The following is a 13,639-nucleotide window of genomic DNA, read 5'->3' as shown; positions in this document are numbered from 1 at the left end:
ATGAGTCATTCTGTCATGTTCACCTTACTGTTGCTGACGCCACTGGTTATCTCATTGCTCTGTTTTGCCTGTCGCATGACGGGCGGGTCAGCACGCAACGCGGTCACCCTGATTCATACCGTGGGGATCACATTACTGCTGATTCTGACGCTCTGGACGGTAAAAGAAGCGCTGAGCGAAGGCGAGATTTTCGCCGGGCATCGCTGGCTGCATATTGATAGCCTGAGTGGACTGTTTTTAGCCATTCTGGGTGTCATTGGTTTTCTCACGGGCCTCTATTCAATCGGTTATATGAATCATGAGGTGAAACACGGAGAAATCACCGAGCCTACGCTCTGTAACTATTACGGTTTCTTCCATTTGTTTTTGTTCACGATGCTGCTGGTGGTGACCAGCAATAACCTGATCGTGATGTGGGCGGCGATTGAAGCCACCACCCTCAGTTCCGCGTTTTTGGTGGGTATCTACGGCCAGCGCTCCTCACTGGAAGCGGCCTGGAAATACATCATCATCTGTACCGTTGGCGTCGCTTTCGGTCTGTTTGGCACCGTTCTGGTATACGCCAACGCCGCGAGCATCATGTCCGATCCTAATCTGGCGATTTTCTGGACCGACGTGTTGAAGCAGGCGACGCTGCTTGATCCGACGCTGATGCTGCTGGCGTTTGTGTTTGTGCTGATTGGTTTCGGTACCAAAACCGGTCTGTTCCCGATGCACGCCTGGCTGCCGGATGCGCATAGTGAGGCGCCAAGCCCGGTGAGCGCCCTGCTTTCTGCGGTACTGCTTAACTGTGCGCTGCTGGTGTTGATCCGTTATTACATCATTATCTGCAACGCCATCGGCAGTGATTTCCCCAATACGCTGCTGTTGATCTTCGGTCTGTTGTCCGTCGGGGTTGCCGCCTTCTTTATTCTCGTGCAGCAGGACATGAAACGTCTGCTGGCCTATTCCAGCGTGGAAAACATGGGACTGGTCGCCGTCGCGCTGGGTATCGGCGGGCCGCTGGGGATTCTGGCGGCGTTGCTGCACACGTTAAACCACAGTCTGGCGAAAACCCTGCTGTTCTGCGGTTCCGGCAACGTACTGCTGAAATATGGCACGCGAAATATTGATGTGGTCTGCGGAATGCTAAAAATCATGCCGTTTACCGCCGTCCTGTTTGCGGGTGGTGCATTGGCGCTCGCAGGCATGCCTCCGTTCAATATCTTCCTCAGTGAATTTATGACCGTCACGGCGGGTCTTGCCCGTGATCATATCGTGCTCACCATCGTGCTCTTGCTACTGCTGACGGTGGTGCTGGCGGGTCTGATCCGCATGGTCGCCCGGGTTCTGTTTGCTCGCCCGCCAGAGGCGGTGAGTCGCGGTGAACTGGGTTGGCTGACGACACTACCCATGGTGGTTCTGCTGGTCATGATGCTGGTCATGGGTACCCACATCCCGCAACCGGTAAGCCGAATTCTGGAAAATGCCTCCGCGATCGTGCTTTCAGGCTCCTCTGAACGCCCTATTCAGCTAAACGGCTGGCGTGATTTTGTTAACCCCACTACTGCATCGGTACCGGAGAGTAAAAGTGAATTATTCAGACAGCGTTAATAACCAGTCAATCCGCGGCGAAGCCTGTCTGGCCGCAGTACGAAATCAGTTTCCTGGCGCGGTGCTGGACGAAGAGCGACAAACGCCGACGCAGGTGACGATTACGGTAAAAACGAATCTGCTGCCCGACATCGTGCATTATCTTTACTACCAGCATGAAGGCTGGCTACCGGTGCTGTTTGGTAACGACGAACGAAGCCTGAACGGACACTATGCGGTTTACTATGCGCTCTCGATTGAAGGCGCGGAAAAATGCTGGATTGTGGTGAAGGCGTTGGTCGATGCCAACAGTCGTGAGTTCCCATCGGTCACGCCACGCGTCCCTGCTGCGGTCTGGGGCGAGCGAGAAATTCGCGATATGTATGGCCTTATTCCGGTCGGTTTGCCCGATCAGCGCCGACTGGTGCTGCCAGACGACTGGCCTGACGATATGCATCCGCTGCGTAAAGATGCCATGGATTATCGCCTGCGCCCAGGACCGACGACCGATAGCGAAACCTATCCGTTTATTAACGACGGTGGCGATGACGCGCGCGTGATCCCCATCGGTCCGCTGCATATTACCTCCGACGAACCCGGGCATTTCCGCCTTTTTGTTGATGGTGAGCGGATCGTCGACGCCGATTATCGCCTGTTTTACGTGCACCGCGGCATGGAAAAACTGGCGGAAACGCGGATGGGCTACAACGAAGTGACATTTTTGTCGGACAGGGTCTGCGGCATTTGTGGATTTGCCCACAGCGTGGCCTACGCCACGTCCGTCGAAAATGCGCTTGGGATCCACGTCCCGCAGCGTGCGCATACCATCCGTTCGATATTGCTGGAAGTAGAGCGCCTGCACAGCCATCTGCTTAATCTGGGTCTTTCCTGCCACTTTGTCGGCTTCGATACCGGCTTTATGCAGTTTTTCCGCGTGCGCGAAAAATCGATGACGATGGCAGAACTGCTGACGGGTTCGCGTAAAACCTATGGTCTCAACCTGATCGGCGGCGTTCGCCGCGATATTCTCAAAGAGCAGCGTCTGCAAACGCTGAAGCTGGTTCGGGAGATGCGCGCAGAGGTTTCGGATCTCGTCGAAATGTTGCTCGCGACCCCCAATATGGAACAACGCACCCAGGGCGTCGGTATTCTCGACCGACAAATTGCCCGCGACTTTAGTCCCGTAGGACCGTTGATTCGCGGCAGCGGTTTTGCCCGCGACCTGCGTTTTGACCACCCGTATTCTGACTACGCCAACATCCCGAAAACGCTGTTCAGCTTCCCTGGTGGCGATGTGTTCTCCCGCGTGATGGTACGCGTGAAAGAGACCTTCGACTCGCTGGCGATGATCGAATACGCCCTCGACATGATGCCGAATACGCCGCTGCTCACCGAAGGCTTCACCTATCGCCCGCATGCTTTTGCACTTGGCTTTGTAGAAGCACCACGCGGCGAAGATGTGCACTGGAGCATGCTCGGCGACAACCAGAAGCTGTTCCGCTGGCGCTGCCGTGCCGCGACCTATGCGAACTGGCCAGTTCTGCGCTACATGCTGCGTGGTAACACCATTTCTGATGCGCCGCTGATTATCGGCAGCCTCGATCCTTGCTATTCCTGCACTGACCGCGTGACGCTGATTGATGTGCGTAAGCGCAAGTCGAAAACCGTGCCGTATAAAGAGATCGAGCGCTACAGCATTGACCGTAGCCGTTCGCCGCTGAAGTAAGGACAGAAAAATGCTGAAATTACTCAAAACCATCATGCGGGCTGGAGAGCCCACGGTGAAATACCCTTTTGCGCCGCTGGAGGTCAGCCCTGGCTTTCGCGGCAAGCCGGAGCTGGACCCACGTCAGTGCATCGCGTGTGCGGCCTGTACGTCGGCGTGCCCCGCCAACGCCCTGACCATGGAAACCTCCGCGCAGGATAACACCCGCACCTGGCAGCTCTATTTGGGGCGCTGTATTTATTGCGGTCGTTGCGAAGAGGTGTGTCCAACCCGGGCGATACGGCTGTCTGAAAACTTCGAGCTGGCGGTCACCTGTAAGGCGGACCTGTACACCCGCGCAACGTTCCGTCTGCAACACTGCACTCAGTGTCAGCGGCCGTTTGCGCCAGAAAAGTCGATCGAGATGGCTATCGCGTTACTGGTGCAACAGCAAAATGCGCCGCAAAACCTGGAATTGCTGCGTCAGCAGGCAGGCATCTGCCCGGAGTGTAAACAACGCGCCGCGCTGTTTCATGGCGGCTGCGAAAATATATCTTTTGCCATTAAGGAGAAGCAATGACTTCGTTGACGGCAACACATCGCCACCACGTCAGTCAGCCCATTACGCTGGACGACCAGGCACAACAAATGAAGCAGCGCCTCCTGAAGGATATTCGCCGCTCAGCGTATGTTTATCGCGTTGACTGTGGCGGGTGTAATGGCTGCGAAATCGAGATCTTCTCTGCGATCACCCCGGTGTTCGACGCTGAACGATTTGGTATTAAGGTGGTGGCGTCCCCCCGACATGCCGATATTTTGTTATTTACCGGCGCCGTTACCCGTGCAATGCGCATGCCTGCGCTGCGCGCGTACCACTCCGCGCCAGACCATAAGATCTGTGTCTCCTATGGCGCCTGCGGCGTCGGTGGCGGGATTTTCCACGATCTGTACTGCGTGTGGGGAGGCAGTGACACGATTGTGCCTATCGACGTGTGGATACCGGGATGTCCACCCACGCCAGCCGCTACGATCCACGGTTTTGCCGTGGCGCTGGGATTACTGCAGCAGAAAATTCATGGTGTGGATTATGTCGATGCCGCAGCCGAACCGTCTCAACCGCTGTGGCCGCAGATCCCTTCCGCTCAGCGTATCGCCGTGGAGAGAGAGGCGCGCCGCCTGGCGGGTTATCGCCAGGGACGGGAGATCTGTGACCAGCTCTTACGGGTGCTGACTCAGGATCCTTCCGGTCAACAGGTGGCGAGCTGGTTACAAGAGGCTGACGATCCGCGTCTGACCGACATCGTACACCAGTTATTACTGACTCTCAGGGGGCAACATGGCTAATCAGCGCGGCGAAATCGTCTTCTGGACGCTGCGAAAGAAGTTTCTCGACAGTACGGTCGCCATGCCGGAAAAAAGTCGCCAGGTCATGTACTACTCACTGGCGATAGGCCATCACGTTGGTGTCATCGACTGCCTGAACGTGGCATTAACCTGCCCGCTGGCAGACTACAACCAATGGATAGCGCAAGTGGAAGATGAAGAGGCGCGCCGCAAAATGTCGGGCGTACTCCGCTTTGACGAGATTGTTATCGATGCCAGTCACGTTAACATGCTCAGCCGCGCCTTCTCCCCCCTCGCCGATGACGCCGCGGAACCGTGGCGTAATTTGAGTATCCAATTGATTCATCTGCTGGATGATATTGTTCGTGAGCCCGCCATTTATCTGATGGCGCGGAAGATCTCGTGAGACGGATAACATTACGAAGTGAAGGGATAAGGTAAAGTGTCGCGTTGCCATGATCGCTACCGAAACGCACTCGCTACACCCAATGTCTCTTCAGTAAAAAGGACCGTTGATGACAAAGTTTGACGAGGCAATTTTTGCCCCGCCTGTAGGTAAGTTGTTGGATGATGTAGTCAGTACACTTATGCACTCTCTGACTCGGCAGAATGATAAGGCCTCTATACTGCACGCCTTCGTTCCGCTCCCCCCGCCCTTCAGCCCAATACAACTTATTGAACTCCACATCCCGGAAAGCAGCTTTTATTATCGCTGCTTCGACGATGGAACCGACGAGATTGTCGAAGAACCTTACCTGCGCGACGTCAGCGACTCTTCGCTACACGCCACGCTGCTCGGCGATACGCTGATGGCGGAGTTGCGCTTCATTCGCACGGATAAAGGAACGTTTACCCGCCAGGACACCAGCTTATTCAACTGGTTAGTTCGCATTATGACGCCTGTACTGGAATCTATGCTTACCCAGTCGAGCCAGCAGGAATCCCTTCAGACCGTCTCGAAAGAACGCGATCATCATCGTGTGCTGGTCGATATAACCAACTCGGTGCTCTCCCATTTAAATCTGGAAGAGCTGATCGACGACGTTGCCAGAGAGATTAACCACTTCTTCGGTATTACTTTCGTCAGCATGGTTTTGCGGGATACCCGGCGGACAGACAAGTTCTGCGCATGGAGTACCGATTTCTCTCAGGAAGAACAGCCGGAACGCCTGCAGTTTATCCTGCAGGAACAGAGCATCATGCTGATGCAAACGCTGCGCGACAAGCACGCCTGTTTGCTGCATCTGGCAGATGATCCCGTTCTGTGGGAGCACGACCCGCTGCTGCTGGATCTGAAAAACAACAACGTCGGAAACGCCTTCTTTCTGCCACTGACCTTTGGCAGCCATACGCCGGGCGTCTTACTTCTCGCCCACCCTTCGCGATCGCAGTTCAGCGAAGAGAATTGCGAACTTCTCCAACATATTGCCGACCGCGTTGCTATCGCCGTAGATAATGCCGATGCCTGGCGCAGTATGACGGACCTGAAAGAGAGCCTGAAACAGGAAAATTTTCAGCTGAGTGAACAACTGTTCGCCAGCCAGGGCGCCGGTAATATTATCTATCAAAGCCAGGCAATGGATGATCTGCTTTCGCAGATCAACATTGTGGCGCAGAGCGACAGCACCGTATTGATCTGCGGTGAAACGGGGACGGGGAAAGAGGTGATTGCCCGCGCGATCCATCAGTTAAGTCTGCGTCGGGATAAACCGCTGGTAAAGATTAACTGCGCCGCGATCCCCGCCAGCCTGCTGGAAAGTGAACTGTTCGGACACGATAAAGGGGCCTTTACCGGCGCGATCAACACCCATCGCGGCCGCTTTGAAATTGCCGACGGCGGAACCTTATTTCTCGATGAGATCGGCGATCTTCCCCTCGAGTTACAGCCCAAATTGCTGCGTGTACTGCAGGAACGGGAGATCGAACGTCTTGGCGGAAACAAAACAATACCGGTCAACGTGCGAATGATTGCCGCCACCAACCGCGATCTCTGGCAAATGGTCGAAGACCGGCAATTCCGTAGCGATCTGTTTTATCGGTTGAACGTTTTTCCCCTTGAGATACCGCCGCTGCGCGAACGCCCGGAAGATATTCCGCTTCTGGCGAAACACTTTACGCAAAAGATGGCGAAGCGGATGAACCGGAACATTGACGTGATCCCGACGGAAGCGCTACGTCAACTGATGACCTGGGACTGGCCGGGGAACGTGCGTGAACTGGAAAACGTGATCGAACGTGCGGTATTGCTCACCCGGGGCAATAGCCTGAATTTGCATCTGAATACCCGCCAGACCCGGCTACTGCCGCCGCTGGGAAGCGACTCCCCCGTTTCCGGGCCGATGTCGGAAATGCTTAATCCCGCCACACCAGAAAATGATGAAGAGGAGCGCCAGCGTATTATTCAGGTTCTACGGGAAACAAACGGCATTGTCGCCGGACCTCGTGGCGCCGCTACGCGACTGGGCATGAAACGCACAACCTTATTATCGCGTATGCAACGGCTGGGCATTACCGCGCGTGAGGTCTTATAACGCTGCAACTCTGTGAAGGGATTCACATTTCATTCTCGTAAGAGGCTCTCACTCTGGTACGCACTGTGCATAAAGGTATGCAGTCTTTGATATCTCAGTGCTATTCAGGAGTATCTTATGAAGAACAGCGTTTCTTTAGATTTGAGAATGCCTGCAGAAATGGCAAAAGTCACCGAACAGGCAGGCGTCTATAAGGTGACAAAGAAAAAGGAATTGGCATTTTTTCTGGCAATCACTGCCGGTGTGTTCATTTCTATTGCCTTTGTCTTTTATATCACCGTAACCACTGGCGCAGGGCCAGCGACAGCGTTAACCAAACTGGTTGGCGGTCTCTGTTTTTCTCTCGGTCTTATTTTTGTCGTCGTTTGTGGTGCCGATCTATTTACGTCGACAGTAATGACGGTCATGGCCAAAGCAAGTGGGCTGATCAGCTGGCGGCAATTAATCGTCAACTGGTTTATCGTCTATTGCGGTAATTTGGTCGGCGCGCTCTTTTTTGTATGCCTGATTTGGTTTTCCGGGCAGGCGATGAACAGCAACGGTTTGTGGGGGTTAAACGTTTTACAAACCGCCGATCACAAAATGCATCACACCTTTATCGAAGCCGTTTGTCTGGGCACGCTGTGTAATTTAATGGTCTGTCTCGCGGTATGGATAAGTTATTCCGGCCATTCGCTCACCGATAAAATTGCCGCCATGTTATTACCGATCAGCATGTTTGTCGCCAGCGGTTTCGAGCACAGTATTGCTAATATGTTTCTTATCCCTCTGGCTATGCTGATTCGCAATTTTTCGCCGGACGCATTCTGGAATCTTACGCAAACCACCGCGGATAATTTTCCGGCCTTAACAATGAGCAATTTCATTACCGATAATCTGATCCCGGTGACCATCGGCAATATTATCGGTGGTGGTTTGCTGGTCAGCGTGACGTACTGGATCATTTATTTGCGTAAAGATAAACACTAAATATTAACGCAAGTACAGAGAGATGAAGGGTAGCCCAGCGCGCATATCGTCGCCGGGCTATTTTATGGGCTAAAGATTACTCTTCGAGCGTGGTCTGTCCATCTGGCCAGGCGTGAACCACCGCTTTGATTAACGTTGCCAGTGGAATGGCAAAAAAGACGCCCCAGAATCCCCACAGACCGCCAAAAATGACCACCGACAAAATAATCACTAAGGGGTGAAGATTAACGGCTTCAGAGAACAGCACCGGCACCAGCAGATTGCCGTCCAGCGCCTGAATAATCAGGTACACGGCAAAACAGCTCCAGAACTCCGTTCCTAAACCAAACTGGAACAACGCCACCCCCACCACCGGAATCGTCACCACAAATGCGCCGATATAGGGGATCAGCACTGAGAATCCGACCAGGACCGCCAGCAACAATGAGTAGTTCAGGCCAAACAGTAAAAAGCCAAGCCATGTCGCCACGCCAACGACCACCATTTCCAGCACTTTGCCGCGAATATAGTTGGTAATCTGCTGGTTCATCTCTTTCCAGACCTGGCCTGCCAGACCCCGATTTCGCGGCAAAACCCGACGCACGGCATTCAGCATCTGATCTTTATCTTTGATCAGGAAGAAAACCATCAGCGGCACCAGCACCAGATAGACCGCCAGCGTCAACAGCCCCACCAGTGACGCCAGCGAATATTTCACCACCGAATCGCCCATTGAGAGCATTCGGGTGCGCAAATTTTCCGCCATTGCATCAATGATCCCGGCATCCATCAGCGCCGGATAGCGACGCGGCAATGTCGCAGCAAAATCGGAGAGCTTATTCAGCATGCCCGGCATGTCGCGGATTAAATAGATCCCCTGCTGCCACGCCACCGGCATCACCACAAATGCCATCAACAGCAATATGCCGACGAAGAACACCAGCACAATCGAGGTCGCCCATCGCCGGGAACAGCCAATGGCCTCCAGACGCACTGTCGGCCACTCGAGCAGATAAGCCAGCACAAGCGCCACCAGCAGCGGCGCTAAAAGCCCACTAAAAAAGAACAGGATGCTAAAACCAGCCACCAGAATAACCAGCAAAGCAATCGCCTCCGGGTCGCTAAAGCGACGGCGATACCATTGCATCAACATTTCGAGCATAAAAACCCTTCCCTGAACTCAATAGCGGGATTGTGATCCCGAATTGTATCGAAATGTCTCAAAAAAGACTTCGCTTTTTATGGCTGATTCAGGAAACTGAGAAGCGTCCTGGTCCGGGTGTTCATTGACGGGTTTCGCAGTTACACTCCCAATGTCACCGAAGCGGGAACGATATTTCGCAGCATCGGTCAAATGGCTATCTCAAAGAATACAGGACAGAGGTCATGTTCAGGCAGTTTAAAAAAAACCTGGTTGCTACCCTCATCGCTGCGCTGACCCTCGGTCAGATAGCGCCCGCGTTTGCAGATCCAACGGACACACTGCCCGATATGGGGACCTCGGCAGCCAGCACGCTTTCCATCGGTCAGGAAATGCAGATGGGCGATTATTATGTTCGCCAGCTGCGAGGCAGCGCGCCGCTGATTAACGATCCGCTGCTGGTACAGTACATCAATACCCTCGGGATGCGCCTGGTCTCTCATGCCGACTCGGTGAAAACTCCCTTCCATTTCTTTTTGATTAATAACGACGAAATAAACGCCTTTGCCTTCTTCGGCGGCAACGTCGTTCTGCATTCTGCGCTTTTTCGCTATTCCGACAACGAAAGCCAACTGGCCTCCGTTATGGCGCACGAAATCTCTCACGTGACCCAGCGTCACCTGGCGCGTGCGATGGAAGATCAACAGCGTAGCGCCCCGCTCACCTGGGTTGGCGCGTTAGGCTCAATATTACTGGCGATGGCCAGCCCGCAGGCGGGTATGGCGGCGCTCACCGGGACTCTGGCAGGTACGCGCCAGGGGATGATCAGCTTCACGCAGCAAAACGAGCAGGAAGCCGATCGTATCGGTATTCAGGTTCTGCAACGTTCGGGCTTCGATCCCCAGGCGATGCCGACGTTCCTGGAAAAACTGCTCGATCAGGCACGTTACTCCACCCGACCGCCTGAAATTTTGCTCACCCACCCCTTGCCGGAAAGCCGTCTCGCGGACGCCCGTAACCGTGCGAACCAGATGCGACCAAACGTAGTGCAATCTTCAGAAGACTTTTATCTGGCGAAAGCGCGTACGCTGGGGATGTACAATTCAGGGCGCAACCAGTTAACCAGCGACCTGTTGGATGAATGGAGCAAAGGCAACGTTCGTCAGCAACGCGCTGCGCAATACGGCAAAGCGTTACAGGCGATGGAAGCCAATAAATATGACGAGGCGCGTAAAACGCTGCAGCCATTGCTGAGCGCAGAGCCGAACAATGCGTGGTATCTCGACCTGGCAACCGATATCGATCTCGGTCAGAAGAAACCCAACGACGCCATTAACCGGCTGAAAAGCGCCCGCGATCTGCGCGTTAACCCCGTCCTGCAACTCAACCTGGCCAATGCCTTGTTGCAGGGAGGACAAGCGAAAGAGGCCGCAACCATACTCAATCGCTATACCTTCAATAATAAAGATGACAGCAACGGCTGGGACCTGCTGGCGCAGGTGGAAGCGGCGATAAATAACCGCGATCAAGAACTGGCTGCGCGTGCTGAAGTGTATGCACTGTCGGGACGTCTGGATCAGGCGATCACCATGCTCAGCAACGCAAGCTCTCAGGTCAAACTGGGGAGTCAGCAGCAGGCGCGTTACGATGCCCGCATCGACCAGTTGCGCCAGCTACAGCAGCGCTTCAAGCCGTATGAAAAGATGTAAAAGGAGAACTCATGTCTGACACGGTAAAAATCTACCATAATCCTCGCTGCTCGAAGAGCCGCGAGACGCTTAGCCTGCTGAAATCAAACGGCGTCGAGCCGGAAGTGGTGCTCTATCTGGAAAGCCCCGCTGATGCCGCTACCCTGCGTGAACTGTTACGGATGTTGGGAATGTCCAGCGCACGTGAGCTCATGCGCCAGAAAGAAGATCTATATGCTTCGCTCAACCTGGCAGACAGCCAGTTGAGCGAAGCGGCGCTGATTCAGGCAATGGTAGAGAACCCGAAACTGATGGAACGCCCGATTGTGGTTGCCAACGGCCAGGCGCGTATCGGTCGCCCGCCAGAACAGGTACTGGACATCGTCCGCTAATCCTCATGCCGCAGCGCTTCAAGAAAAGCCTGCGGCGTCTTATCGCCCAATTTTTTTTGCGCCCGCCCTGCGTTATAAAAATCGCATATCTGAATCAGTAACTGACTGGCAGATTCTGTTTGCAATCGCGGAATTATCGTCATTAACGGAACAGTCACCTGCGCCCTGACGGGTGAACCTGGATTGATTTTGTGCTCAATTCCACGCAGCTTTAGCACGCTTCTCACGCTGGCGTTGTCAGCTTCAAAAAGAAAAGTCTCAATAGATTGTATATCAGCAGGACATTCACTCAGTAATTCTTCCAGCCAGTTCACCACGCGCTGCGGTGAGATCCCGGCATACAGTCTGGCAAAACACCATCCGCTTAACGGTTCACGCGCCCACAGCAAATGATGCTCGCCGCCATCGTCCATATGCAATGACAGCAGAAGGTGATGCACCTCCAGGTGATGTGGCAACAGCCCCGCTTTTAACGCTTTTTTCCCTTGTAACGGCGCGTCCCGGTGTTTAGGTGCCACCGGTTTTAAATACCGGTTCAGCGTCGCACGGGAGACCGGTATCCCCAACACGTCATTCACCAGCAACAGCAGTTCATCCAGTGGCGCGCCCGACAAATCACGCAATGCATTGACCAGAGACACCTGTTCTTGTCTCATCACTTTGTGTATCACAGCGGGCGTCGTTTTTTTGTCTAAAACCTCCTCGCGGCAACGCCAGCGCCTCACGGTAGTCACCGATATGCCAAGCTCAGCGGCGAGTTCTCTGTCACTTTTATCCGAATTCTGGAGATAACGGCGAATACGTGGTGTGGTCGTGGCATTGGCGTGTAATTTGATTTCCATCGTAAGAATTTCCGCATTTACGTAACTAATCATGTGAGATTTATAGTAATACAGCGATTACATTGTGACCTGATTCACCTTTCAGCCGCCATGCTTCACTGATAATCCGCAGACATAACACACATCACGTCACTTGATCTTGTACGGAGTTCACAATGAACAATGTTCTGGGATTTCTTGAAGCGAAACTGATGCCCATCGCAGCAAAAACGGCGCAGCAGCGTCATTTAGGTGCGATTCGCGGCGCATACGTCTCGTTCATGCCATTTATTATCGTCGGTTCTATCCTGCTGGTGATCTCGTCGTTTCCCAATGAGGGCTATCAGCATTTCATGTCCAGCACCTTTGGCGAAAACTGGGGCAACATCGTTGAGATCCCGTTTAATGCCGTTTTCTCTACCATGTCGCTGTTTATCTGTTTTCTGGTCGGCTTCCGACTGGCCGAATATTATGGTGATGACCGTCTCTCCTGCGGGATTCTGTCGCTGGTCAGTTTTCTTATCCTCACCCCGTTTATGAAAGTCGCTGAAAACGGCGGGATTACGGTAATGCCGGTTGAGTGGATCGGCAGCAAAGGGCTGTTCGTGGCCATGATTGGCTCGCTGCTCTGGACAGAGCTGTTCTGCTGGCTGAAACGTAAAAAGCTGGTGATCAAAATGCCCGATGGCGTGCCGCCAGCCGTGCAGGAGTCCTTCGCCGCGCTGATTCCGGCATTGCTGGTGATGATTCTGGTGCTCGCCATTCGTATTCTCTTCCAGAACACCCATTACCAGACAATTCATCAGTTTATTTACGAAGTCGTCGCCACCCCAGTACGCCATTTCGGCACCTCTTACATTGGCGCACTGCTGACGGTATTTAGCATTACCATTTTGTGGTCAGTGGGGATCAACTCTGGTTCGATGGTCAACGGCATCATTCGTCCGTCATGGATGGAAAATCAGACCGATAACATCGCCGCGATTCAGGCGGGCATCACGCCGCCGCACATTATCACCGAACAGTTTTTTGACATGATCTGGATGGGCGGTGCGGGCGCGACGCTGTCGCTGGTTATCGCTATGTTGATTTTCGCCCGTAGCAAAAATATGCGGGAAGTGGCCCGACTGGGCGCAGGCGCATCACTGTTCAATATCAATGAACCGATTCTGTTTGGACTTCCAGTGATCATGAACCCGATCATGCTGATTCCATTCAATCTGGTACCGCTGGTGCTGGTGACTATCCAGTATGCGGCCATGAAAATAGGCATGGTGGCAGTGACGACCGGGGTGTTTATCCCCTGGACGCTGCCACCGGTCATCAGCGGCTTTATCGTTACCGGGCATATCAGCGGCAGCATTATGCAGCTTATCAACCTGCTGATTGGCGCCATGCTGTATTTGCCTTTCCTGCGTATTCTGGACAAGCAATACCGGGCTGCAGAAATCTCGTCTCTTACGCAAACCGAAGCCACGCTGGCTAAACAGGAGTAAA

12 protein-coding genes are annotated in these 13,639 nt (G+C 53.7%); 10 read left to right on the top strand and 2 right to left on the bottom strand.

The window, feature by feature from the left end; all coding sequences use genetic code 11:
- The 7 genes from hyfF (at window position 1) to focA (ending at window position 8,121) form a co-directional block, all read left to right on the top strand.
- Window positions 1–1,593: a hydrogenase 4 subunit F gene (gene hyfF / locus AC07UY_RS11580; RefSeq protein ID WP_494660994.1), complete on the top strand. Its 1,593-nt coding sequence runs from the start codon at window positions 1–3 to the stop codon at window positions 1,591–1,593.
- Window positions 1,571–3,298 (top strand): hydrogenase large subunit, encoded by a 1,728-nt coding sequence (locus tag AC07UY_RS11575; RefSeq protein WP_203360447.1) that lies wholly within the window; start codon window positions 1,571–1,573, stop codon window positions 3,296–3,298. Before hyfF ends, AC07UY_RS11575 begins: the two co-directional genes overlap by 23 nt.
- Window positions 3,299–3,308: 10 nt before the next feature.
- Window positions 3,309–3,857 carry a hydrogenase 4 subunit H gene (hyfH, locus tag AC07UY_RS11570; RefSeq protein ID WP_494660995.1) on the top strand — a complete coding sequence of 183 codons (549 nt, stop codon included), beginning with the start codon at window positions 3,309–3,311 and terminating at the stop codon, window positions 3,855–3,857.
- Window positions 3,854–4,621 (top strand): NADH-quinone oxidoreductase subunit B family protein, encoded by a 768-nt coding sequence (locus AC07UY_RS11565; protein WP_494660996.1) that lies wholly within the window; start codon window positions 3,854–3,856, stop codon window positions 4,619–4,621. Before hyfH ends, AC07UY_RS11565 begins: the two co-directional genes overlap by 4 nt.
- Window positions 4,614–5,027 carry a formate hydrogenlyase maturation HycH family protein gene (locus AC07UY_RS11560; RefSeq protein ID WP_494660997.1) on the top strand — a complete coding sequence of 138 codons (414 nt, stop codon included), beginning with the start codon at window positions 4,614–4,616 and terminating at the stop codon, window positions 5,025–5,027. Before AC07UY_RS11565 ends, AC07UY_RS11560 begins: the two co-directional genes overlap by 8 nt.
- 109 nt (window positions 5,028–5,136) lie before the next feature.
- Entirely contained in the window at window positions 5,137–7,152 is a 2,016-nt protein-coding gene (locus AC07UY_RS11555) for a sigma 54-interacting transcriptional regulator (RefSeq protein ID WP_494660998.1), read from the top strand.
- A 117-nt stretch (window positions 7,153–7,269) separates the two neighbouring features.
- A complete protein-coding gene (focA, locus tag AC07UY_RS11550; RefSeq protein ID WP_494701213.1) occupies window positions 7,270–8,121 on the top strand; it encodes a formate transporter FocA in 852 nt (283 codons plus the stop codon).
- Window positions 8,122–8,197: 76 nt separating this feature from the next.
- Here the strand turns inward: focA and AC07UY_RS11545 are convergent, their stop codons facing one another.
- On the bottom strand, window positions 8,198–9,262 hold the full coding sequence (locus AC07UY_RS11545) for an AI-2E family transporter (protein WP_203360441.1): 1,065 nt from the start codon (window positions 9,260–9,262) through the stop codon (window positions 8,198–8,200).
- Between the two features lie 224 nt (window positions 9,263–9,486).
- Between AC07UY_RS11545 and bepA the strand changes: the two genes are divergently transcribed.
- Both bepA and arsC read left to right on the top strand, forming a co-directional pair.
- Window positions 9,487–10,950: a beta-barrel assembly-enhancing protease gene (gene bepA / locus AC07UY_RS11540; protein WP_494660999.1), complete on the top strand. Its 1,464-nt coding sequence runs from the start codon at window positions 9,487–9,489 to the stop codon at window positions 10,948–10,950.
- Window positions 10,951–10,961: 11 nt separating this feature from the next.
- Complete coding sequence (gene arsC, locus AC07UY_RS11535; RefSeq protein ID WP_494661000.1) at window positions 10,962–11,321, top strand: arsenate reductase (glutaredoxin); 360 nt, start codon at window positions 10,962–10,964, stop codon at window positions 11,319–11,321.
- On the opposite strand, the gene AC07UY_RS11530 is transcribed toward arsC, so the two are convergent.
- A complete protein-coding gene (locus AC07UY_RS11530) occupies window positions 11,318–12,163 on the bottom strand; it encodes a transposase family protein (RefSeq protein ID WP_494661001.1) in 846 nt (281 codons plus the stop codon). The genes arsC and AC07UY_RS11530 overlap by 4 nt on opposite strands.
- A 155-nt stretch (window positions 12,164–12,318) precedes the next feature.
- Between AC07UY_RS11530 and celB the strand changes: the two genes are divergently transcribed.
- Window positions 12,319–13,638, top strand: a complete 1,320-nt coding sequence (gene celB / locus AC07UY_RS11525) for a PTS cellobiose transporter subunit IIC (RefSeq protein WP_494701214.1) — start codon at window positions 12,319–12,321, stop codon at window positions 13,636–13,638.
- Window position 13,639 lies beyond the last annotated feature (1 nt).

This window comes from Citrobacter sp. GW821-FHT02E08, from assembly GCF_059421685.1.
Note: the sequence above shows the minus strand (reverse complement) of the source record. Positions and strands in the feature narration are given on the sequence as shown.

Excerpts from the sequence above, each read along its gene's own strand:
- hyfF (WP_494660994.1), top strand. The coding sequence starts at position 1 with ATGAGTCATTCTGTCATGTTCACCTTACTGTTGCTGACGCCACTGGTT.
- hyfH (WP_494660995.1), top strand. The coding sequence starts at position 3,309 with ATGCTGAAATTACTCAAAACCATCATGCGGGCTGGAGAGCCCACGGTG.
- AC07UY_RS11565 (WP_494660996.1), top strand. The coding sequence starts at position 3,854 with ATGACTTCGTTGACGGCAACACATCGCCACCACGTCAGTCAGCCCATT.
- AC07UY_RS11560 (WP_494660997.1), top strand. The coding sequence starts at position 4,614 with ATGGCTAATCAGCGCGGCGAAATCGTCTTCTGGACGCTGCGAAAGAAG.
- AC07UY_RS11555 (WP_494660998.1), top strand. The coding sequence starts at position 5,137 with ATGACAAAGTTTGACGAGGCAATTTTTGCCCCGCCTGTAGGTAAGTTG.
- focA (WP_494701213.1), top strand. The coding sequence starts at position 7,270 with ATGAAGAACAGCGTTTCTTTAGATTTGAGAATGCCTGCAGAAATGGCA.
- AC07UY_RS11545 (WP_203360441.1), bottom strand. The coding sequence starts at position 9,262 with ATGCTCGAAATGTTGATGCAATGGTATCGCCGTCGCTTTAGCGACCCG.
- bepA (WP_494660999.1), top strand. The coding sequence starts at position 9,487 with ATGTTCAGGCAGTTTAAAAAAAACCTGGTTGCTACCCTCATCGCTGCG.
- arsC (WP_494661000.1), top strand. The coding sequence starts at position 10,962 with ATGTCTGACACGGTAAAAATCTACCATAATCCTCGCTGCTCGAAGAGC.
- AC07UY_RS11530 (WP_494661001.1), bottom strand. The coding sequence starts at position 12,163 with ATGGAAATCAAATTACACGCCAATGCCACGACCACACCACGTATTCGC.
- celB (WP_494701214.1), top strand. The coding sequence starts at position 12,319 with ATGAACAATGTTCTGGGATTTCTTGAAGCGAAACTGATGCCCATCGCA.